Source organism: Yersinia artesiana, from assembly GCF_902726545.1.
Classification (GTDB): domain Bacteria; phylum Pseudomonadota; class Gammaproteobacteria; order Enterobacterales; family Enterobacteriaceae; genus Yersinia; species Yersinia artesiana.
In genome coordinates this window covers 1-18,627 of the sequence record NZ_CACVAD010000003.1, presented here as the reverse complement: position 1 = coordinate 18,627, position 18,627 = coordinate 1, and the positions used below count along the sequence as shown (strand labels likewise).

The window sequence follows — 18,627 nt, the reverse complement described above, 5'->3', positions numbered from 1 at the left end:
CTATGACATACCGTATTATTGCATTGGATTTGGATGGAACGCTGCTCGACAGCAAGAAACGTATTTTGCCAGAATCTTTGTCCGCACTGGCGCAAGCCCGCGCTGGAGGAGCCAAGGTTGTGGTCGTCACGGGCCGCCATCATGTGGCGATTCATCCGTTTTATCAGGCGCTCGAACTCGATACCCCGGCAATTTGCTGTAATGGCACTTACATATATGATTATCAAGCCAAAAAAGTTTTAGACTCCAACCCATTAGAACCTCAGCAGGCGGTTCAGGTATTACAGTTGCTAGAGCAAAGTGATATCCACGGGCTGATGTATGTCGACGATGCGATGCTTTATCAACAGAGTAGCGGACATGTCGTGCGCTCCCTCAATTGGGCCGAATCATTACCCATTGCCCAACGCCCGACCCTGCTTCATGTCGATAGCTTGTTAGATGCCGCCCACAGCGCCAATGCTATTTGGAAATTTGCCACCTCCCATGCTGATATCGACCAGCTAAAAACATTTGCGAGCAAAGTAGAAGATGAAATGGGGCTGGCATGTGAATGGTCGTGGCATGATCAGGTGGATATCGCCCAAGCTGGGAACAGCAAAGGGATGCGCCTGCAACAATGGGTTGAATCTCAAGGTTTGAGCATGAAAGATGTGGTCGCTTTTGGTGATAATTTTAACGACCTGAGCATGCTTGAGAGCGCCGGTTTAGGTGTGGCGATGGGCAACAGCGCTGATGCCATCAAACAACGGGCCGATCTGGTGATTGCCGATAATGAACAACCGGGCATTGCTGCAGTTATCCGCCAGCATGTGCTGGCATAATCGAGTTTGTTAAAAAAAGCTCGCAGCGGTGAAGACAGGCAGATCGTAAAGACGCCGTAAACCCTTCCCTGGGGGCTCGAGCCGCGCCGTCCTGGCGCGGACGCTTTACTCTTCTGCCTATCCTCACCACTTAAGATCGAGTTGTAGAGGTTTATATCTCTCAATTCTTACGATTAAACGACACACTTTTTATCTGTGCGTATACCCACTGACCGGGTTTCAGCCCCAGTTCATCCCGCGCCCATGGTGTAATTCTTGCCCATAACCATTGGTCGCCAACAGCCAGTTTGACATCGACCTGCCCATCAACTTCAAGGCATTCGGCTATTTTAGCGGGCAAAATATTGCGAATACTGCTGTTTTGCGGGGGCTGTAATACCAATGAGACATCGGCCGCATTTATCCGGATACGCATTGAATCGCCCTCTTGCGCCTCCAGCTTTCCGACCCATAGCCGCTGGTCGCCTAATGCCAGTGCCGTCATCGCGTAACGGTCATGATGACCAATGACACTCACCCGCAAAATGCTGCTCGGCTCTTCCCGTTGCAGCCACGGACGCAATGCACTACTGGCCCACACCTCTTCCAGGCCACCAACAGCGCGAACTTTACCTGCATCCATCACCACCACTTGATCCGCCAAACGTAAAATCTCATCCATGCTGTGGCTGACATACAATATCGGTGTATTGACGTCTTGCGCCAGCCGTTCCAGATACGGCAACAGTTCCCGTTTGCGCGGCAAATCCAGTGAGGCTAAAGGCTCATCCATCAACAACAGCTCAGGGGCGGTCAGCAAGGCACGGCCAATTGCTACCCGCTGTTTTTCACCACCAGAAAGGGTTAACGGGAAGCGCCCTAATAGCGCCTCAATCCCCAGTAATCCTACAATAGTATCAAACTGCCCGCGCATTGACGGGTTCATACCATATTGCAAGTTACCCATTACGCGATAATGGGGGAACAAACGCGCATCCTGAAAGACATAACCTACCTGCCGTTTTTCCGGTGGCAGATAAATATTCTGTTCTGCATCCACCAGCACCCGGCCATTAAGCACAACTTTGCCTTGCTGCGGACGAGTCAAACCACCAATCACATTGATCAGCGATGTTTTACCAGCCCCCGATAATCCAAAAATAGCGGTAATACCTTGGGCGGGTAAATTAGTGCTCACTTGTAAATGCAAATCACCCAGTTGTTGGCTGAAATCCAGTTCTAGCATGGTACCCCCATGCGCTTTTTACCCCAACGGGCCAGCCATTCAGACAACAACAGAGAAACCAGCGACAGAATAATGGCGATAACACATAACCTTGCCGCCGCCGCTTCAGCGCCGGGCGTTTCAATCAGGGTGTACATAGCCAATGGAATGGTGCGGGTTTCGCCGGGAATATTGGAAACGAAAGTGATGGTGGCACCAAACTCCCCCAGCGAACGGGCAAAAGAGAGTACCGTGCCGGCTATCACACCCGGTAAAGAAAGCGGCAGCGTGATAGTGAAAAACACCCGCCACGGATTTGCTCCAAGGGTGCGCGCCGCCAGTTCCAGACGGGTATCAACTGCCTCTAACGCCAAACGAATTGCCCTGACCATCAGCGGGAAAGCCACCACCGCCGAGGCCAATGCCGCACCACGCCAACTGAAACTGAAATTAATGCCAAACCAGCTATAAAGCCACTCGCCAATAAAACCGCGTCGGCCCATGCTTATCAACAGCAAATAACCAATAACCACTGGCGGCAGCACCAGTGGCAAGTGAATAACACTATCTAACAAAGACTTCCCGGGGAAACGGCAGCGCACTAAAATCCACGCCATCAAAATACCTAACGGCAAACTGCACACCACCGCCACACCGGAAACCTTCAGGCTCAGAATAATGGCCTGCCACTCATACTCACTCAATATCATTAGCGTGTGGTAAATCCATATTTTTCGAAAATAACAGCCGCTGCCGGGCTTTTCAGGTAATCATAAAAAGCAGTAACGGTAGGATTTTCATGACCTTTAACAATTGCCATTGGGTATTCAACCGGCTTATGACTTGCTGCCGGGAATACCCCCACAACTTTCACTTTATCGCTGGCTATAGCATCTGAGCCATAGACAATACCCAGCGGCGCTTCTGCCCGTTCGACCAGTGCCATAGCACTGCGCACGTTATTGGCTCGTGCCATTTCTGGGGCTAAAGTTGTCCAGGCACCTAAATTCTCCAGTGACTCTTTGGCATAAATCCCGGCAGGAACATGATCAGGATCGCCAACCGCCAGACGGCCACCTTCTAACAATTTCTTCCAATCTGTTTTTTTATCAATCTCGACTTTGGTAATTTTGCTGTCTTTTGGCGCAATCAATACTAACTCATTACCTAACAGGGTAAAGCGGGTATTAGCGACCATTTGTTGCTTATCAATGGCATAATCCATCCATTGTTGATCAGCAGAGATAAATAAGTCCGCCGGGGCACCCTGCTCAATCTGGCGAGCCAGAGTGGAGGATGATGCGTAAGAGGCCACCACTTCAACTTGCTTCTCTTTCTTATACTGTGCTGCGATATCTTGCAGCGCATTGGTCAAAGAGGCAGCCGCGAAAACTGTGATATCTGCCGCCATGGCAGAACTGGAAAATGCTGCCAGCAACACCGCACTCGCAACCCATTTATTCACTTTACCGTATTGATTCTTCATCTTGTTCTCCGCATGAGTGATACCGCTATATACGCTGAAATATAACGTAACATCATGGGCAGGTCATGTAATTTATCGGCTAGATGTGAGGTATCTTGAGTTGTCACAGCAGAAGTGAAGATAATGAAGCAAAAGATAAAAACGAAAATGCCCGGCGTTAATCCGCCAGGCATTTATGAAGTGAATACAACCGCGTCAGAAACAGCAGTTATCTCATTAAGAGCGTTCTTTCGTGTGACCCGTTTTAGAGATGATGTTAAACACCTCACCCAGCCCATAGATCATGCCCAAAATCACTGCCATCACTACGGGTACCATGACCACAGCAAAAAGCAGGCTTTTCAAAAGATCTAACATACTAACCTCTCATAACTACTTTATAGAGCGATAACCCACGTTATCACAATAACCAATAGATATCATTCTGTGTAAATTATATAAGCAATGAATGAATGCAGTTATTCTAACCCACACGAAAAGAATGTAACCTGCCAAACGTGCGATTGGGGCTTTAGCGCTACGCACTTGATGTTCATTGGATATACATCGATTGTTGAGTCACAATACGCGTTTCCCGCTGGAGCTAAAAATCATGCAGGCCGAAATCCTACTCACTTTAAAACTTCAGCAGCGACTGTTTGCCGATCCACGACGTATCTCATTACTGAAACAAATACAAAATACCGGGTCAATCAGTCAGGGCGCGAAACTCGCCGGGATTAGCTATAAAAGCGCCTGGGATGCCATCAATGAAATGAATACATTAGCTGAAGAAATATTAGTCGAGCGGGCAACGGGTGGCAAAGGTGGCGGCGGTGCTTTTCTGACTCGCTATGGCGAGCGTTTAATTCAGCTCTATGATTTGCTGGCGCAGATTCAGCAAAAAGCCTTTGATACTCTGAAAGACGACTCAATGCCACTGGATAGCTTGTTGGCCGCAATTTCTCGTTTTTCACTGCAAACCAGCGCTCGTAATCAATTCTTCGGCACCGTCATTGAGCGTGACCATCAGCAGGTTCAGCAACACGTCAATATTCTGTTATCCGATAGGAAAACTCGCTTATCTGCGGCGATAACCCAGCAAAGTGCCGACCGGTTACAATTGGCAGCGGGTAAAGAAGTGTTGGCATTGATCAAAGCGCCCTGGATAAAACTTATCACTGATCAAGCGCTCGCGGGGGCAGCGGATAATTCGCTGCCGGGCACCGTTAGTAGTATCGAGCCGGGCAATGAACACAGTGAGGTTATCGTGACGCTGGCAGGTGGAGCCAGTCTCTGCTCGACACAGAATAATAGCGAATTACACAAACTGAATTTGCGCGTGGGAAGTGATGTTATTGCCCAGTTCAATGCTGATCGGGTCATCATCGCCACACTGTGTTGAGTAATTCACGTTAGTTATCAACCGTAGATAAGCATTTACCTGAGGTTAATAGCAAAGCTATTTATAGTTCAGTTTGTGAAGGGGTGACCGCACCTAGGGGCACTCCGACGGCTTACGCCGTTACGACCCCAACGGCACGATTCCCCTTCATTTAACTTTGTCAGCAGTCTTAGATAAGCATTTACCTGTTGACATTTTGCCCCTTCCCGCCTATTCCTACACCTATTATTGTGTTGCAGAATATGGGAAAGATGATGTCTGAATTGCAAATAACGCAAGGTTGTTTTCGTCTGAGCGACACCCGGACACTCATCTTGCCAGAGTTACGTATCTCTTCTGGTGGTAAGCAGCAGTCAGGGGATAGCTGGGCATTTGTTGGTGCCAATGGCAGTGGTAAATCGTCGCTGGCCAAGGCTTTAGCGGGAGAACTTATCCTGCTTGGTGGCAGTCGCCAGAGCAATTTCAACCATATTGTGCGTTTGTCTTTCGAGCAACTGCAACAGTTAGTCAGCGAAGAGTGGCAGCGTAATAACACCGATTTACTCAGCGCCGATGAAGATGACACCGGGCGCACCACAGCCGAAATCATCCAGGAAGAATTCAGCGATTCGCAACGCTGCCAGCAACTGGCAGAACAATTTGGCATTAGTCATTTGCTCTCCCGCCGCTTTAAGTATCTTTCGACCGGTGAAACCCGCAAGACATTGTTATGCCGGGCACTGATGCCTCAACCCGACTTGCTGATTCTGGATGAGCCGTTTGATGGTTTGGATGTGGCCGCCCGTGCGCAGTTAGCCGGCATGCTGTCCACACTTGCAGCGCACGGTGTCACACTGGTTTTGGTGCTTAACCGCTTTGATGATATTCCCGATTTTGTGCAATACGTCGGCGTACTCGCGGATTGCCAATTGACCCACACTGGCCCGCGTCAGCAGATCCTTTCCCAAGCACTGATTGCTCAACTGGCCCACAGCGAAAATCTTGAGGGATTGTTACTGCCAGAAACAGAAAATCCACAGCAGCAAGTTCATTTATCGCAAGACAATCCTCTGATTGTATTGAAAAATGGAGTGGTGGAGTACAATGAACGCCCTATCTTGCATAACTTGAGTTGGCAGGTGAATCCAGGCGAGCATTGGCAGATTATCGGCCAGAATGGTGCTGGGAAATCAACTTTACTCAGCCTAATCACAGGTGATCATCCACAAGGTTACAGTAATGATTTAACACTGTTTGGCCGCCGTCGTGGCAGTGGGGAAACCATCTGGGATATTAAGCGCCATATCGGTTATGTCAGCAGCAGTTTGCATTTGGATTACCGTGTCAGTACCAATCTGCGCACGGTGATTTTATCGGGCTTTTTCGATTCAATTGGTATTTATCAGGCCGTATCAGACCGGCAACAACAACTTGCCGATCAATGGCTGGCATTACTGGGGTTTTCTGCCGCGACCGCCGATCAGCCTTTCCATAGCTTATCGTGGGGGCAACAGCGTTTGGCCCTGATCGCCAGAGCGCTGGTAAAACACCCTGCACTACTGATTCTCGACGAACCATTGCAAGGATTAGATCCACTTAACCGCTTGTTAGTGCGTCGTTTTATTGATGTGATGATCAGTGAGGGTGAGACACAATTGTTGTTTGTGTCTCACCACGCAGAAGATGCGCCGCAATGCATTACCCACCGGCTAACCTTTATTCCTGATGGCGATATTTATCAATATCAGCAGGAAAAATTATCCGGTTGAATGTATCAGAATTATCTATTTTATTTATCTAAAAATAATGAAAGGTTGACCCCATTTACCTGAAGTTTATGCCCAACCACCTATGTTATTATTCCAACCGTCAGCCCTTATTAAGGCTGGCGGAAGATAATGGTTTGAGTTATCTGACTTCGAATATTGTAGAGCTACATAAACAAAGGATGACCTATGTGGGGCGTACTTGCGGCATCGCTGCTTTTCTTATCAATTAACCGGGTACTTTCCCTGTTTCTCTTGGCTTTATCCTTATCAATTGCCCTTTATCACGGTGTTCTGACATTACCCTCGGCGGCATTTCTGTTGCTGACACTGGTGGTTGCGCTGCTACTAAATAAATATCGTCAACAGAAATGGCTGGCCGCCGGATTAGAATTGCTTTTGGTACTCGCCGCTGTTGCCTTATTCCTGCACCTGATTCCTGGTTTTAACAACTTGAAAGTGTTAGACCGCGTAAAAGTAGGGCCACTGAGCGCCCCCTTCACCATGTATTACAATCTTGATAAGGCATTGGTTCCCTTTATTTTACTCGCTTGCCTCCCCACCTTGTTTGTTGCCAAAAAGCATCTCTCAGTTAGCGGGTTCAGTTGGTTAGGTTTGATTGTCAGTATCCCTGCCTTGTTACTGCTGGCGGTCGCGCTAGGCGGTTTGAAAGTTGAAATGCACACTCCGTCATGGGTTGGCTCCTTTATTATGGCCAACATATTTTTTGTTTGCCTGGCCGAAGAGGCGCTATTCCGTGGTTATTTACAGCAACGCCTAAGTCAGTGCATCGGGAACTATCCAGCACTGCTGCTTACCGCGCTGTTATTCGGTGCCGCGCATTTTGCCGGTGGCGCGCTGTTAATGGTGTTCGCTGCTCTGGCGGGAGTTATTTATGGCTTAGCATGGCTATGGAGTGGCCGTTTGTGGGTTGCCGTGGCATTCCATTTCGGTCTGAATTTAATGCACTTGCTGTTCTTTACCTACCCGCTTTATTCCGCCCACTGATTTTTACTGACAAGACCCGATACCATTTGATTCACTGGTATCGGGCCATAGCGTGTCATTAGCAGGACATTCCTGCTAAATGAATGGATGAGAACGCTACCACTGTGGTTATCTTTGTCATACCTGAGTTTTCTCTCCTTTTTTTGCCTATCATTGTTCATTCCCCTGTATTTATACCTTCACAGAGTTTAAGCTACGATAAAATTAAATGTAAACGATTCCATTATTGAGCACAGATCACCTTTTCTCACATAATGGCATGCTATCTTTCTTAGACAAAAGTCATTCGAGGAGTCTTTTATGTACGTTCTGGTAACAGGTGGTAGCGGTTACATTGGTAGCCATACCTGTGTGCAATTGATTGAAGCTGGCCACACGCCAGTGATCCTCGACAACCTTTGTAATAGCAAATCCAGCGTATTAGCCCGGATAGATCAATTGACCGGTTACACACCTGAATTTTATCAGGGGGATATCCGTGATCGCGCCTTACTCGATAAGATATTTGCCACTCATTCTATTGATGCAGTTATTCATTTTGCTGGCTTGAAAGCTGTCGGCGAATCCGTCAGTAAGCCATTGGAATATTACAATAATAATGTCTATGGTACTTTGGTCTTACTGGAAGCGATGCGCTCTGCTCAAGTCAAAAACTTTATCTTCAGTTCATCCGCCACCGTGTATGGTGATCAGCCGCAAATTCCTTATGTCGAAAGCTTCCCAACCGGCTCGCCTTCCAGCCCCTATGGCCGCAGCAAATTAATGGTTGAGCAAATCCTGCAAGATATGCAACTGGCTGATCCACAATGGAACATGACCATTCTGCGCTATTTCAATCCGGTTGGAGCCCATCCGTCAGGATTGATGGGGGAAGACCCACAGGGCATCCCTAACAACTTGATGCCGTTTATTGCACAGGTTGCCGTAGGCCGTCGTGAATCACTGGCAATATTTGGCAATGACTATCCAACCCCTGATGGCACTGGGGTACGGGACTATATTCATGTGGTCGATTTAGCTGACGGCCATGTTGTCGCAATGAAAAAGTTACACAATCAACCTGGCGTACATATTTTCAATTTAGGTGCGGGTGTCGGTCACAGTGTCTTACAAGTGGTCGAAGCATTCAGCAAAGCTTGTGGCAAACCACTGGCCTACCATTTTGCACCGCGTCGTGACGGCGATCTTTCGGCTTATTGGGCGGATCCCACCAAAGCCGCGCAACAACTGGGCTGGCGAGTCAGCCGTTCGTTGGGCGAAATGGCGGCTGACACCTGGCGCTGGCAATCACAGAATCCTCAGGGCTATCCCGATTAAGGTATTGTTATGACTGATTTTAACCCTGTGGATCATCCACACCGCAGATATAACCCATTAAGTGATCAGTGGGTATTGGTATCGCCTCATCGGGCCAAGCGCCCCTGGCAAGGCCAGCAAGAGTCGCCTTCGACCGAGAGTTTGCCGGCGCACGATCCGGATTGCTTCTTATGCCCTGGTAATACCCGGGTAACGGGTGACGTCAACCCTGATTACCGCTCAACCTATGTGTTTACCAATGACTTTGCCGCGCTGATGCCGGATACCCCTGCTGCACCGCAAAGTGATGATCCCTTGATGCGCAGCCAGAGCGCACGCGGTACCAGCAGGGTCATTTGCTTTTCACCGGATCACAGTAAAACCTTGCCGCAGCTAACACTGGCAGCGCTGGAAGATGTCATCCAGACCTGGCAACAACAAAGTACCGAGTTGGGTAAAACATACCCGTGGGTACAAGTGTTTGAAAATAAAGGTGCAGCTATGGGCTGCTCGAACCCCCATCCGCATGGGCAAATTTGGGCGAATAGCTTCCTGCCCAATGAAGCTGCACGGGAAGACCGCCTGCAACAGCAATATCTTCAACAATATCAATCGCCGATGCTGCTCGATTATGCCAAACGTGAGCGCCGTGATGGCAGCAGAACAGTGGTTGAAACTGAGCACTGGTTAGCCGTGGTGCCCTACTGGGCGGCGTGGCCGTTTGAAACCTTGCTGCTACCAAAATCTCATGTTCTGCGCTTAGAAGATTTATCGGATGAACAGCGCCACGACCTGGCTATTGCACTGAAAAAACTGACCAGCCGCTACGACAATTTGTTCTCATGTTCTTTCCCTTATTCCATGGGATGGCACGGCGCACCTTATAACGCGGAGGACAATACACACTGGCAGCTACATGCACATTTTTATCCGCCATTACTGCGCTCTGCATCGGTACGTAAATTTATGGTGGGTTATGAAATGCTGGCCGAAACCCAGCGAGACCTTACAGCGGAACAGGCGGCTGAACACCTGCGGGCAGTAAGTGATGTCCATTATCGAGAAGCCGGAGTCAAATAATGAGTTTAAAACAGCATACCCAGGCCATTTTCCGCCAACAGTTTAGCCATAACCCTGATATCACTATCAAAGCGCCGGGCCGCGTCAATCTTATCGGCGAGCATACCGATTATAACGATGGCTTTGTGCTGCCCTGCGCCATTGATTATGAAACCGTCATCAGTTGCAGCAAACGCGATGACCGCCAGATACATGTTATTGCGGCTGATTATGACAATCAGCAAGATATATTCTCTCTGGATGAACCAATTGTCCCCCATGCGCAATACCGCTGGGCTGATTATGTGCGCGGTGTGGTAAAACACTTGCAACTGCGTCATGCCGATTTTGGCGGTGCCTCACTGGTTATTAGCGGCAATGTTCCACAAGGCGCTGGCCTGAGCTCTTCGGCTTCTTTAGAAGTCGCCGTCGGCCAGGCGCTACAATCACTCTATCAGTTACCTCTGAGTGGTGTGGAACTGGCACTCAATGGCCAGGAAGCTGAAAACCAGTTTGTCGGCTGCAACTGCGGCATCATGGACCAGCTGATTTCAGCACTCGGCCAGCAAGACCATGCGCTACTGATCGACTGCCGCACACTTGAAACTCGCGCCGTCCCCATGCCAGAAAATGTGGCGGTGGTGATAATCAATTCCAATGTAAAACGGGGCTTGGTTGATAGCGAATACAACACCCGTCGCCAGCAATGTGAAACCGCTGCGCGTTTCTTTGGGGTGAAAGCCCTGCGCGATGTTGATCCTAACCTGTTCTTCTCCATCCAGGATGAGTTAGATCCTGTGGTCGCGAAACGTGCTCGCCATGTGATTACTGAAAATGAGCGCACTCTGGCAGCGGCTGATGCATTGGCGGCTGGCAATTTGAAATTGATGGGACAATTGATGCACGAGTCTCATATTTCAATGCGCGATGATTTCGAGATCACAGTTCCGCCGATCGACAGCCTGGTGGATATTGTGAAATCGGTTATTGGGGAGCAAGGTGGTGTTCGTATGACTGGCGGTGGCTTTGGCGGCTGTATTGTCGCGCTCATGCCAAATTCGCTCGTCGAGCCAGTTCGTGCGGCTGTAGCGCAGCAATATCCAGCCTACAGTGGCGGCAGAACTGAAACCTTTTACGTTTGTCAGGCTTCACAAGGAGCGGGTTTATGCTGAAAAACGACGCTGCATCATCAAGCAGTGTTGACCAGTTAGCACCGGATGGTCACCCCTTTGAATTGACCGAGTTACATAATAAAACCGGCATGAGCGTGACACTGATGGATTGGGGTGCAACCTGGTTATCGGCAATATTGCCGCTCAAAGGGGGCGAAAACCGTGAGTTGCTGCTGGGCTGCCAAACTCCGGCCGATTATCTGCATCAAGCGGCTTATCTCGGCGCGACAGTTGGCCGTTATGCCAATCGTATTGCTAATGCACAGATCACGGTGGAGGGCGAAACGCTTCATCTGATACCCAATCAAGGCCATCACCAACTACATGGTGGCCCGGAAGGTTTCCATGCCCGCCGCTGGCAAAAAGTGAAACAGGATGAAAAGCAGGTCACTTATCAGTTGCACTCTCCTGACGGTGATCAGGGTTTCCCCGGTAATCTCACCGCCGAAGTGCAATATCTGCTGACCGAGGATAATCGGCTGGAAATTCACTACCAGGCTCAGGTTGATAAAACTTGCCCGGTAAACCTGACCAATCATGCGTACTTTAATCTCGATGGCGATGGGCGAGACGTGCGGGCGCATCGATTACAGCTGTTTGCTGACCGTTATTTGCCGGTCGACAGTGATGGAATACCCACCGCTGGGCTAGAAAGTGTTGAAAAAACCGGCATGGATTTCCGTCAAGCGAAAACGCTGGCACGCGACTTCCTGCAAGACCGTTGCCAGCAGCGAGTTAAGGGTTATGACCATGCCTATCTGCTGCATCGCACCTGTGGCGCGACCGAAAGCCCGGCGGCGCATCTGTGGTCCTCTGATAATCAGGTGCAAATGAGCGTTTACACCACAGCACCTGCATTGCAGCTCTATAGCGGCAATTTCCTCGGCGGCACACCTGCGCGCAATGGCGGAACCTATGCCAGCTACACCGGTGTCGCACTGGAAAGTGAATTCTTACCTGATAGCCCTAATCACCCTGAATGGCCACAACCTGATTGCTGGCTAAAACCGGGGAAAACCTACCGCGCAACCACCGTTTATCATTTCATTGCGTTATAGCGGATTGCCGCTGCGGCGGCAGTCTCTATTCATCTGAGATAACTACCCATATTCAGCGCTACCATCTACGCTTAACTGCATCTGTCAGGCGTCAGTGCCACCTGTTACCCGCCCTTTCAGGGCCCCAAATATTATCTAAGGAATTCCTATGCGTCTAACGACTTTATTACTCTCAGCCGGATTGCTGCTCAGTGTGAATGTGATGGCGGCGGATACAGCAAAAACCCCTTCACCGGCTCAAGCCGCGCAACAGAAAAAAATGACTGATTGTAACCAGCAAGCGACAACCCAATCCCTGAAAGGTGATGATCGAAAGAAATTTATGAGTCAGTGCCTAAAAGCACAAGTTCACCCTGACGAGAAAGCCCTGACCCCACAGCAGCAGAAAATGAAAAGCTGTAATGCCGAGGCGGCAACCAAAGAATTAAAAGGTGACGCGCGGAAAACCTTTATGAGTACCTGCCTGAAGAAAGCCGCTTAATCTCCCGAGTCCTATGGGGTATTTAATATCCCATAGATTAATTGGTTATAGATATAGCGGAATCGATTCGACCTCTGGCCTTACCTTATGATAAAAAATTGGCTATGGTTAAACACAAACGATTGCTGTCTGCGGCAATCCAGCAATATAATGATAATAGTTATCATTGAATATACTCTAAATAATTCGAGTTGCAGGAAAGCAGCTAACGCACATGCAGCTCGAAGTATGGCGGGTATAAATTAGTCATCTGAGGAGTTCGAACTATGGCAGTAACAAAGCTGGTTCTGGTACGTCACGGCGAAAGTCAATGGAACAACGAAAACCGCTTTACCGGTTGGTATGACGTTGATTTGTCTGAGAAAGGCCGTACCGAAGCAAAAGCAGCTGGCAAGCTGTTGAAAGATGAAGGTTTTACTTTTGATTTCGCCTACACCTCAGTATTAAAACGCGCTATCCATACCTTGTGGAGCATCCTGGACGAACTGGATCAGGCTTGGCTTCCAACGGAAAAAACCTGGAAACTGAATGAGCGTCATTACGGCGCATTGCAAGGTCTGGATAAATCCGAAACTGCGGCTAAATACGGTGACGAACAAGTTAAACTGTGGCGTCGCGGCTTTGCCATCACCCCTCCAGCACTGGATAAAAGTGATGAGCGCTTCCCAGGCCATGACCCACGCTATGCAAAATTAACCGATGCAGAGCTGCCAACCACTGAAAGCCTGGCTCTGACTATCGAACGCGTTATCCCTTACTGGGAAGAAGTGATCAAACCACGCATTGCGAGTGGTGAGCGCGTTATTATCGCCGCCCACGGTAACTCTCTGCGTGCACTGGTTAAATATCTGGATAATCTGAACGAAGAAGAAATTCTTGAGCTGAACATCCCAACAGGTGTGCCATTGGTGTATGAGTTTGATGAAAACTTCAAACCAATCAAACACTACTATCTGGGTAACGCTGATGAAATCGCGGCTAAAGCTGCTGCGGTTGCCAATCAGGGTAAAGCAAAGTAATCATCACTGATTAGTCGCATTAAAAAACCCCCGAACATCTCAGATGTCGGGGGTTTTTATTAACCAGCTATTGGCCCAAATTCAAAATGGCAAGGACGATAGCCTACTGGCGGCGAGCTTTGACTGCATTTGATAACTGGCGCAACAACGCCTCTGTATCTTCCCAACCAATACAAGCATCGGTGACACTTTGGCCGTAAGTTAAGGGGTCGCCACTTTCCAGATTCTGACTACCTTCGACCAGATGACTTTCAATCATCACACCCATAATGGATTTTTCGCCCTGAGCAATCTGACGGCAAACATCCGTTCCCACTTCCATTTGCTTTTTGAATTGCTTACAGCTGTTAGCATGGCTGAAATCAATCATGATTTGTGGTTCCAGGCCAGCTTTGCTAAGCCCCTCTTTCACCGCAGCAACATGGGTGCTGCTGTAATTCGGCTCTTTGCCACCACGCAAAATGATATGGCAATCATCGTTTCCGGCGGTATTAACAATCGCTGAGTGACCCCATTTAGTCACCGACAGGAAACAATGTGGCGCACTGGCAGCATTGATAGCATCAATAGCAACTTTGATAGTGCCATCGGTACCATTTTTGAAACCAACCGGGCAAGACAAGCCAGAAGCCAGCTCGCGGTGAACCTGAGATTCCGTGGTACGGGCACCAATCGCTCCCCAGCTCATCAGGTCGGCCAGGTACTGCGGGGTGATCATATCCAAAAACTCACCCGCAGCCGGTAAACCGCTCTCATTAATATCCAATAGCAACTTACGTGCGATACGCAGACCATCATTGATGTCGTAGCTACCATCCATATGCGGATCGTTAATCAGACCTTTCCAACCTACCGTAGTACGCGGTTTTTCAAAATAGACCCGCATCACCACTTCAAGCTCGCCTTGCAGCTCTTCACGCAATGTCAGCAAGCGAGCTGCATACTCTTTGGCCGCCTGAGTATCGTGAATGGAGCATGGGCCAATCACCACCAACAAGCGATCATCCTGAGCGCGCAAAATGTTGTGAATCGCAGCACGGGTCTTGGCGACGATTTCTGCAGCATTATTGCTGGCCGGAAACTTCTCTAGCAGGGCGACTGGGGGCAGGAGTTCCTTAATTTCTTTAATCCGTAGGTCATCATTCAGGTAATTCATAGCGCTTCCATTAAGTCTTGTGACGATCATCGCACAACATCTGTCTGTATTAATCTAGTTGAACCAATCTAACTGGTGAATTGGATGCTGTAAATCTACTTTATCGCATTAGGAGAGCCGTACAGATAAACAACAACATCGCTGTTATCTATAATATGCATCAATCATTGATTGAAATCCTATCAGGGCTAACATAGATAGATAGTTCTCGTTTTGTGTTCAGCTTTACCATTGAAGGATAAATATGTCTGCAACATCGTTTTTCCCACAAGACGGCAACAGCAAGCGCCTATTGATAGCTTTCGCTGTGACGACTCTGTTTATGGTGGCAGAGGCGATTGGCGGCTGGTTATCTGGCTCGCTGGCGCTGCTGGCCGATGCCGGACATATGCTGACCGATTCTGCCGCATTATTTATCGCATTGATGGCAGTGCATTTCTCACAGAGGAAACCGGACTCACGCCACACCTTTGGTTATTTGCGTCTCACCACGCTGGCCGCGTTTGTTAACGCCGCAGCTTTATTATTGATTGTCGTGCTGATTTTTTGGGAGGCGGTTCGGCGTTTCTTTACCCCGCATGAGGTGATGGGTGTGCCGATGTTAATCATCGCCATAGCGGGATTATGTGCGAATATTTTCTGCTTCTGGATACTTCATCGTGGCGAGGAAGAAAAGAATATCAATGTGCGAGCCGCAGCCTTGCATGTTATGGGTGACTTATTAGGCTCCGTCGGGGCTATCGTGGCAGCCGTAGTGATCCTGACCACCGGCTGGACACCCATAGATCCGATTTTATCGGTATTAGTCTCGGTGTTGGTGTTGCGCAGTGCCTGGCGGCTGCTGAAAGAAAGTTTTCACGAGCTATTAGAGGGCGCACCGCAGGAGATTGATATCAATAAGTTGCGCAAAGATCTCTGCACCAGCATCTATGAGGTGCGGGACGTCCATCACGTCCACTTATGGCAAGTCGGTGAGCAACGGCTGATGACACTGCATGTGCAGGTAATCCCACCGCAAGACAATGATGAGTTGCTGCAACGCATTCAGCACCATCTACTACATCATTACCATATCGGTCATGCCACCATTCAGATGGAGTACCAACGTTGCGAAGCGCCTGATTGCGGCATGAGTCAAACCACCAATGCCGGAGAGCACCATCATCACCATCATCACCATCATCACCATCATCACCATTGATGCTATCAGTCAGGCGAATGCTTTATAGCACCTCGCCTGACTGACATTTCCCGCAACCGCTATTGGACCGAAATACTAATTACTCTGGGTAGACAGTGGGCGGGACTGGTTTCGTGCCGCACTCTTAATCCACAACCAAGAACCATTGAGTGCAATCAGCGTCAGTATCACGTATTCCAGCGCCATGGCGTAAACGCCCTGGTAGGCGAAAATTGCCACACTGATGACATCAATAACCACCCAAATTAGCCAGTTTTCAACATACTTACGGGTCATCAAAATCATCGCCACGATGGATAAGACCATCATAGTGGAGTCCCAGAATGGGAAAGCGTCTGGCTGCAACTCCGGCATTTGGACATTGGCCCCCAAACCTTGCATAACGGCAACTGCTGCGCGGGTCAGCCAGGTAAATACCGTATCAATATGCAACGTCATCAACGCGATACCCGCCACACATACCACGCCCCAAGCCAATGCTTTCGGCAAAGATAGCCAACGAATTTTCAATTCCGCTTGGTTATCAGGCGTTTGTTTGCTCCAGGCATACCAACCATAAATATTGGCTACAAAGAAAAACAGCTGTAGCAACAAGCTGGCATAGAGTTGGATCTGGAAAAAAATCACCGCGAACAACGTCACGTTTATCAAACCGAATAAATAGTTGATGATTTTTTCTTTGCTGGCAAACCAGATACATAACAACCCGAACAACGTCCCAATTGCTTCTATCCATGAAAGATCATACCCGCCTGTACCCAGCGGAATATGAACCAATATGTTACTGGTACTCAAGAAATCCATCTGGCTATCCTTTTGCTGTTAATACATCTGCTTTTTAGCTTGTGGAGTGAAGGGGTTACCGCACCTACGGGTACTCCGGCGACTAACGTCGCTACGACCCGAACGGCACGACTCCCCTTCATTTGGCTTTGTCGTCAGTATGAAATGTTTAGGCGTTGCCTTTGATCTGCAACTTCAACTGGTTGGCAAAGTCCAACATACGATTTAGCGGTATCAGCGCCTGCTGACGCAATTGTTCATCAACATGTATCTCATGCATCACACCACCCTGCTCCAGCCCCTCAGCAATCGCTTTAAGGCCATTCATCGCCATCCACGGACAATGTGCACAGCTTCTGCATGTTGCACCTTCGCCAGCAGTGGGCGCTTCGAATAACTCTTTATCCGGACAAGCCTGCTGCATTTTATAGAAAATGCCCCGATCCGTTGCGACGATCAATTTTTTCTGGGGCAATGTTTTTGCCGCCATGATCAACTGACTGGTTGAACCTACCGCATCCGCCATATCGACAACAGCTTGTGGCGACTCCGGGTGAACCAACACCGCGGCATCGGGATGTAATGCTTTCATTTGGGCTAGTGCATGGGTTTTAAACTCGTCATGAACGATACAAGCCCCCTGCCAGCACAGCACATCGGCACCACTCCTTTTTTGTACGTAGTTTCCAAGATGCCTATCCGGTGCCCATATTATTTTCTCGCCCAGGCTATCGAGATGTTCGATTAACTCTACCGCGATACTGGAAGTTACCACCCAATCAGCTCGGGCTTTCACCGCCGCTGAGGTATTGGCATACACCACGACAGTGCGGTCAGGATGACTGTCGCAGAATGCGGCAAATTCATCAGCCGGACAGCCTAAATCCAGCGAACATTCAGCATTGAGGGTTGGCATCAATACTTGCTTTTCGGGATTGAGTATTTTAGCCGTTTCCCCCATAAAACGAACGCCAGCGACCAACAGAGTTGACGCAGGGTGGTTGTTACCGAATCTCGCCATTTCCAGGGAGTCAGCAACACAACCGCCGGTCTCTTCGGCCAAGGCCTGAATTTCAGGGTCGGTATAATAGTGAGCGACTAACACGGCATCGCGTTGCTTCAGCAGTGTTTTAATTTTCTCACGATAAAAGGCTTTTTGGTCCACATCCAGCGGGACAGGCCGCGCAGGGAAAGGATAAATCGCTGCATTTACATCAAAAGTTTCGCTCATCGCTCACATCTCTATTGCCAGTGATTCCGGAGCCACAATGTCTTTCAGGCTGCCAGTCAGATTGGTTTGTTTTTTATCCTAAACAAAATACTCAATATTTTGCTAAAAGTCGCCAGATATTGTCTCAAAATGGCAAAAATGTTTAATAGAGTTAAATATGGGGAAAAGTTGAGTGGCAGAAAGGATAGTAGAGGGTTATAGAGATCTGTTTTGGGGTTCTGGAATGAGAAGTATAAATGATATTTACTTGGAAGGTATAACAGGGAGAAGGAGAAGAGAATGGTGGGTCGTGCGGGATTACTCGGCCCCTGGCCTCGCCCTTCGGGTCAACGCTGCGCGTTGCTGTCTCGCTTCGCTCGGCTCGAACCTGAACGCAGGTTACTCGTATCATTCTGACACTCGCCCTTCGGGCCAACGCAAGCGTTGTTCAAAACTGACATGCAGTTTTGTCTCACCCACACGATATTGTGTAGTCTGCAATTTCAGAGTTTGGGGGAAGTTGCTGAGATACTGGATATAA

The 18,627-nt window shown here is 48.9% G+C and carries 18 protein-coding genes and 1 other RNA gene; 11 read left to right on the top strand and 8 right to left on the bottom strand.

Features of this window, described 5'->3' with window-relative positions:
• Nucleotides 1-2: 2 nt before the first annotated feature.
• Nucleotides 3-824 carry a pyridoxal phosphatase gene (locus tag HU019_RS01395; RefSeq protein ID WP_174848331.1) on the top strand — a complete coding sequence of 274 codons (822 nt, stop codon included), beginning with the start codon at nucleotides 3-5 and terminating at the stop codon, nucleotides 822-824.
• Nucleotides 825-984: 160 nt separating this feature from the next.
• On the opposite strand, the gene modC is transcribed toward HU019_RS01395, so the two are convergent.
• From modC to HU019_RS01375, 4 genes are all read right to left on the bottom strand, one after another.
• Complete coding sequence (gene modC / locus HU019_RS01390) at nucleotides 985-2,049, bottom strand: molybdenum ABC transporter ATP-binding protein ModC (RefSeq protein WP_174848330.1); 1,065 nt, start codon at nucleotides 2,047-2,049, stop codon at nucleotides 985-987.
• Nucleotides 2,043-2,738: a molybdate ABC transporter permease subunit gene (gene modB / locus HU019_RS01385; RefSeq protein ID WP_032815392.1), complete on the bottom strand. Its 696-nt coding sequence runs from the start codon at nucleotides 2,736-2,738 to the stop codon at nucleotides 2,043-2,045. The genes modC and modB overlap by 7 nt, the downstream gene beginning before the upstream one ends.
• Complete coding sequence (gene modA, locus HU019_RS01380) at nucleotides 2,738-3,514, bottom strand: molybdate ABC transporter substrate-binding protein (RefSeq protein WP_174848329.1); 777 nt, start codon at nucleotides 3,512-3,514, stop codon at nucleotides 2,738-2,740. Before modA ends, modB begins: the two co-directional genes overlap by 1 nt.
• Before the next feature lie 216 nt (nucleotides 3,515-3,730).
• Nucleotides 3,731-3,871 carry an AcrZ family multidrug efflux pump-associated protein gene (locus tag HU019_RS01375; RefSeq protein ID WP_005158974.1) on the bottom strand — a complete coding sequence of 47 codons (141 nt, stop codon included), beginning with the start codon at nucleotides 3,869-3,871 and terminating at the stop codon, nucleotides 3,731-3,733.
• 235 nt (nucleotides 3,872-4,106) lie between these two features.
• Here HU019_RS01375 and modE point away from each other — a divergent pair, with 235 nt between their 5' ends.
• The 9 genes from modE to gpmA all read left to right on the top strand — a co-directional run bounded on the left by modE (nucleotide 4,107) and on the right by gpmA (nucleotide 13,736).
• Nucleotides 4,107-4,898, top strand: coding sequence for a molybdenum-dependent transcriptional regulator (modE, locus tag HU019_RS01370; protein WP_174848405.1), 792 nt, complete (start codon nucleotides 4,107-4,109; stop codon nucleotides 4,896-4,898).
• A gap of 254 nt (nucleotides 4,899-5,152) precedes the next feature.
• Entirely contained in the window at nucleotides 5,153-6,646 is a 1,494-nt protein-coding gene (modF, locus tag HU019_RS01365) for a molybdate ABC transporter ATP-binding protein ModF (protein WP_174848328.1), read from the top strand.
• A gap of 186 nt (nucleotides 6,647-6,832) precedes the next feature.
• Nucleotides 6,833-7,651 (top strand): CPBP family intramembrane glutamic endopeptidase, encoded by an 819-nt coding sequence (locus HU019_RS01360; RefSeq protein ID WP_174848327.1) that lies wholly within the window; start codon nucleotides 6,833-6,835, stop codon nucleotides 7,649-7,651.
• 300 nt (nucleotides 7,652-7,951) lie between these two features.
• Nucleotides 7,952-8,968 (top strand): UDP-glucose 4-epimerase GalE, encoded by a 1,017-nt coding sequence (galE, locus tag HU019_RS01355; RefSeq protein WP_174848326.1) that lies wholly within the window; start codon nucleotides 7,952-7,954, stop codon nucleotides 8,966-8,968.
• A gap of 9 nt (nucleotides 8,969-8,977) precedes the next feature.
• Complete coding sequence (galT, locus tag HU019_RS01350) at nucleotides 8,978-10,027, top strand: galactose-1-phosphate uridylyltransferase (RefSeq protein ID WP_174848325.1); 1,050 nt, start codon at nucleotides 8,978-8,980, stop codon at nucleotides 10,025-10,027.
• Nucleotides 10,027-11,178 (top strand): galactokinase, encoded by a 1,152-nt coding sequence (galK, locus tag HU019_RS01345; protein ID WP_174848324.1) that lies wholly within the window; start codon nucleotides 10,027-10,029, stop codon nucleotides 11,176-11,178. Before galT ends, galK begins: the two co-directional genes overlap by 1 nt.
• Nucleotides 11,172-12,236 carry a galactose-1-epimerase gene (gene galM, locus HU019_RS01340; protein WP_174848323.1) on the top strand — a complete coding sequence of 355 codons (1,065 nt, stop codon included), beginning with the start codon at nucleotides 11,172-11,174 and terminating at the stop codon, nucleotides 12,234-12,236. The genes galK and galM overlap by 7 nt, the downstream gene beginning before the upstream one ends.
• 148 nt (nucleotides 12,237-12,384) lie before the next feature.
• Nucleotides 12,385-12,717, top strand: a complete 333-nt coding sequence (locus HU019_RS01335; RefSeq protein ID WP_050075077.1) for a PsiF family protein — start codon at nucleotides 12,385-12,387, stop codon at nucleotides 12,715-12,717.
• 266 nt (nucleotides 12,718-12,983) lie between these two features.
• Nucleotides 12,984-13,736 carry a 2,3-diphosphoglycerate-dependent phosphoglycerate mutase gene (gene gpmA, locus HU019_RS01330; RefSeq protein ID WP_174848322.1) on the top strand — a complete coding sequence of 251 codons (753 nt, stop codon included), beginning with the start codon at nucleotides 12,984-12,986 and terminating at the stop codon, nucleotides 13,734-13,736.
• A 103-nt stretch (nucleotides 13,737-13,839) separates the two neighbouring features.
• Here the strand turns inward: gpmA and aroG are convergent, their stop codons facing one another.
• Nucleotides 13,840-14,892: a 3-deoxy-7-phosphoheptulonate synthase AroG gene (aroG, locus tag HU019_RS01325; protein WP_174848321.1), complete on the bottom strand. Its 1,053-nt coding sequence runs from the start codon at nucleotides 14,890-14,892 to the stop codon at nucleotides 13,840-13,842.
• Nucleotides 14,893-15,136: 244 nt separating this feature from the next.
• On the opposite strand from aroG, the gene zitB reads away from it, so the two are divergent.
• On the top strand, nucleotides 15,137-16,093 hold the full coding sequence (zitB, locus tag HU019_RS01320) for a CDF family zinc transporter ZitB (RefSeq protein ID WP_174848320.1): 957 nt from the start codon (nucleotides 15,137-15,139) through the stop codon (nucleotides 16,091-16,093).
• A 75-nt stretch (nucleotides 16,094-16,168) separates the two neighbouring features.
• Here the strand turns inward: zitB and pnuC are convergent, their stop codons facing one another.
• The 3 genes from pnuC to HU019_RS01305 all read right to left on the bottom strand — a co-directional run bounded on the left by pnuC (nucleotide 16,169) and on the right by HU019_RS01305 (nucleotide 18,509).
• On the bottom strand, nucleotides 16,169-16,897 hold the full coding sequence (gene pnuC / locus HU019_RS01315; RefSeq protein WP_174848319.1) for a nicotinamide riboside transporter PnuC: 729 nt from the start codon (nucleotides 16,895-16,897) through the stop codon (nucleotides 16,169-16,171).
• A 148-nt stretch (nucleotides 16,898-17,045) separates the two neighbouring features.
• Nucleotides 17,046-18,107, bottom strand: a complete 1,062-nt coding sequence (nadA, locus tag HU019_RS01310; RefSeq protein WP_174848318.1) for a quinolinate synthase NadA — start codon at nucleotides 18,105-18,107, stop codon at nucleotides 17,046-17,048.
• 280 nt (nucleotides 18,108-18,387) lie between these two features.
• Nucleotides 18,388-18,509: non-coding RNA, RtT sRNA (locus tag HU019_RS01305), on the bottom strand.
• Nucleotides 18,510-18,627: the final 118 nt, after the last annotated feature.

Excerpts from the sequence above, each read along its gene's own strand:
- HU019_RS01395 (WP_174848331.1), top strand. The coding sequence starts at position 3 with ATGACATACCGTATTATTGCATTGGATTTGGATGGAACGCTGCTCGAC.
- modC (WP_174848330.1), bottom strand. The coding sequence starts at position 2,049 with ATGCTAGAACTGGATTTCAGCCAACAACTGGGTGATTTGCATTTACAA.
- modB (WP_032815392.1), bottom strand. The coding sequence starts at position 2,738 with ATGATATTGAGTGAGTATGAGTGGCAGGCCATTATTCTGAGCCTGAAG.
- modA (WP_174848329.1), bottom strand. The coding sequence starts at position 3,514 with ATGAAGAATCAATACGGTAAAGTGAATAAATGGGTTGCGAGTGCGGTG.
- HU019_RS01375 (WP_005158974.1), bottom strand. The coding sequence starts at position 3,871 with ATGTTAGATCTTTTGAAAAGCCTGCTTTTTGCTGTGGTCATGGTACCC.
- modE (WP_174848405.1), top strand. The coding sequence starts at position 4,107 with ATGCAGGCCGAAATCCTACTCACTTTAAAACTTCAGCAGCGACTGTTT.
- modF (WP_174848328.1), top strand. The coding sequence starts at position 5,153 with ATGTCTGAATTGCAAATAACGCAAGGTTGTTTTCGTCTGAGCGACACC.
- HU019_RS01360 (WP_174848327.1), top strand. The coding sequence starts at position 6,833 with ATGTGGGGCGTACTTGCGGCATCGCTGCTTTTCTTATCAATTAACCGG.
- galE (WP_174848326.1), top strand. The coding sequence starts at position 7,952 with ATGTACGTTCTGGTAACAGGTGGTAGCGGTTACATTGGTAGCCATACC.
- galT (WP_174848325.1), top strand. The coding sequence starts at position 8,978 with ATGACTGATTTTAACCCTGTGGATCATCCACACCGCAGATATAACCCA.
- galK (WP_174848324.1), top strand. The coding sequence starts at position 10,027 with ATGAGTTTAAAACAGCATACCCAGGCCATTTTCCGCCAACAGTTTAGC.
- galM (WP_174848323.1), top strand. The coding sequence starts at position 11,172 with ATGCTGAAAAACGACGCTGCATCATCAAGCAGTGTTGACCAGTTAGCA.
- HU019_RS01335 (WP_050075077.1), top strand. The coding sequence starts at position 12,385 with ATGCGTCTAACGACTTTATTACTCTCAGCCGGATTGCTGCTCAGTGTG.
- gpmA (WP_174848322.1), top strand. The coding sequence starts at position 12,984 with ATGGCAGTAACAAAGCTGGTTCTGGTACGTCACGGCGAAAGTCAATGG.
- aroG (WP_174848321.1), bottom strand. The coding sequence starts at position 14,892 with ATGAATTACCTGAATGATGACCTACGGATTAAAGAAATTAAGGAACTC.
- zitB (WP_174848320.1), top strand. The coding sequence starts at position 15,137 with ATGTCTGCAACATCGTTTTTCCCACAAGACGGCAACAGCAAGCGCCTA.
- pnuC (WP_174848319.1), bottom strand. The coding sequence starts at position 16,897 with ATGGATTTCTTGAGTACCAGTAACATATTGGTTCATATTCCGCTGGGT.
- nadA (WP_174848318.1), bottom strand. The coding sequence starts at position 18,107 with ATGAGCGAAACTTTTGATGTAAATGCAGCGATTTATCCTTTCCCTGCG.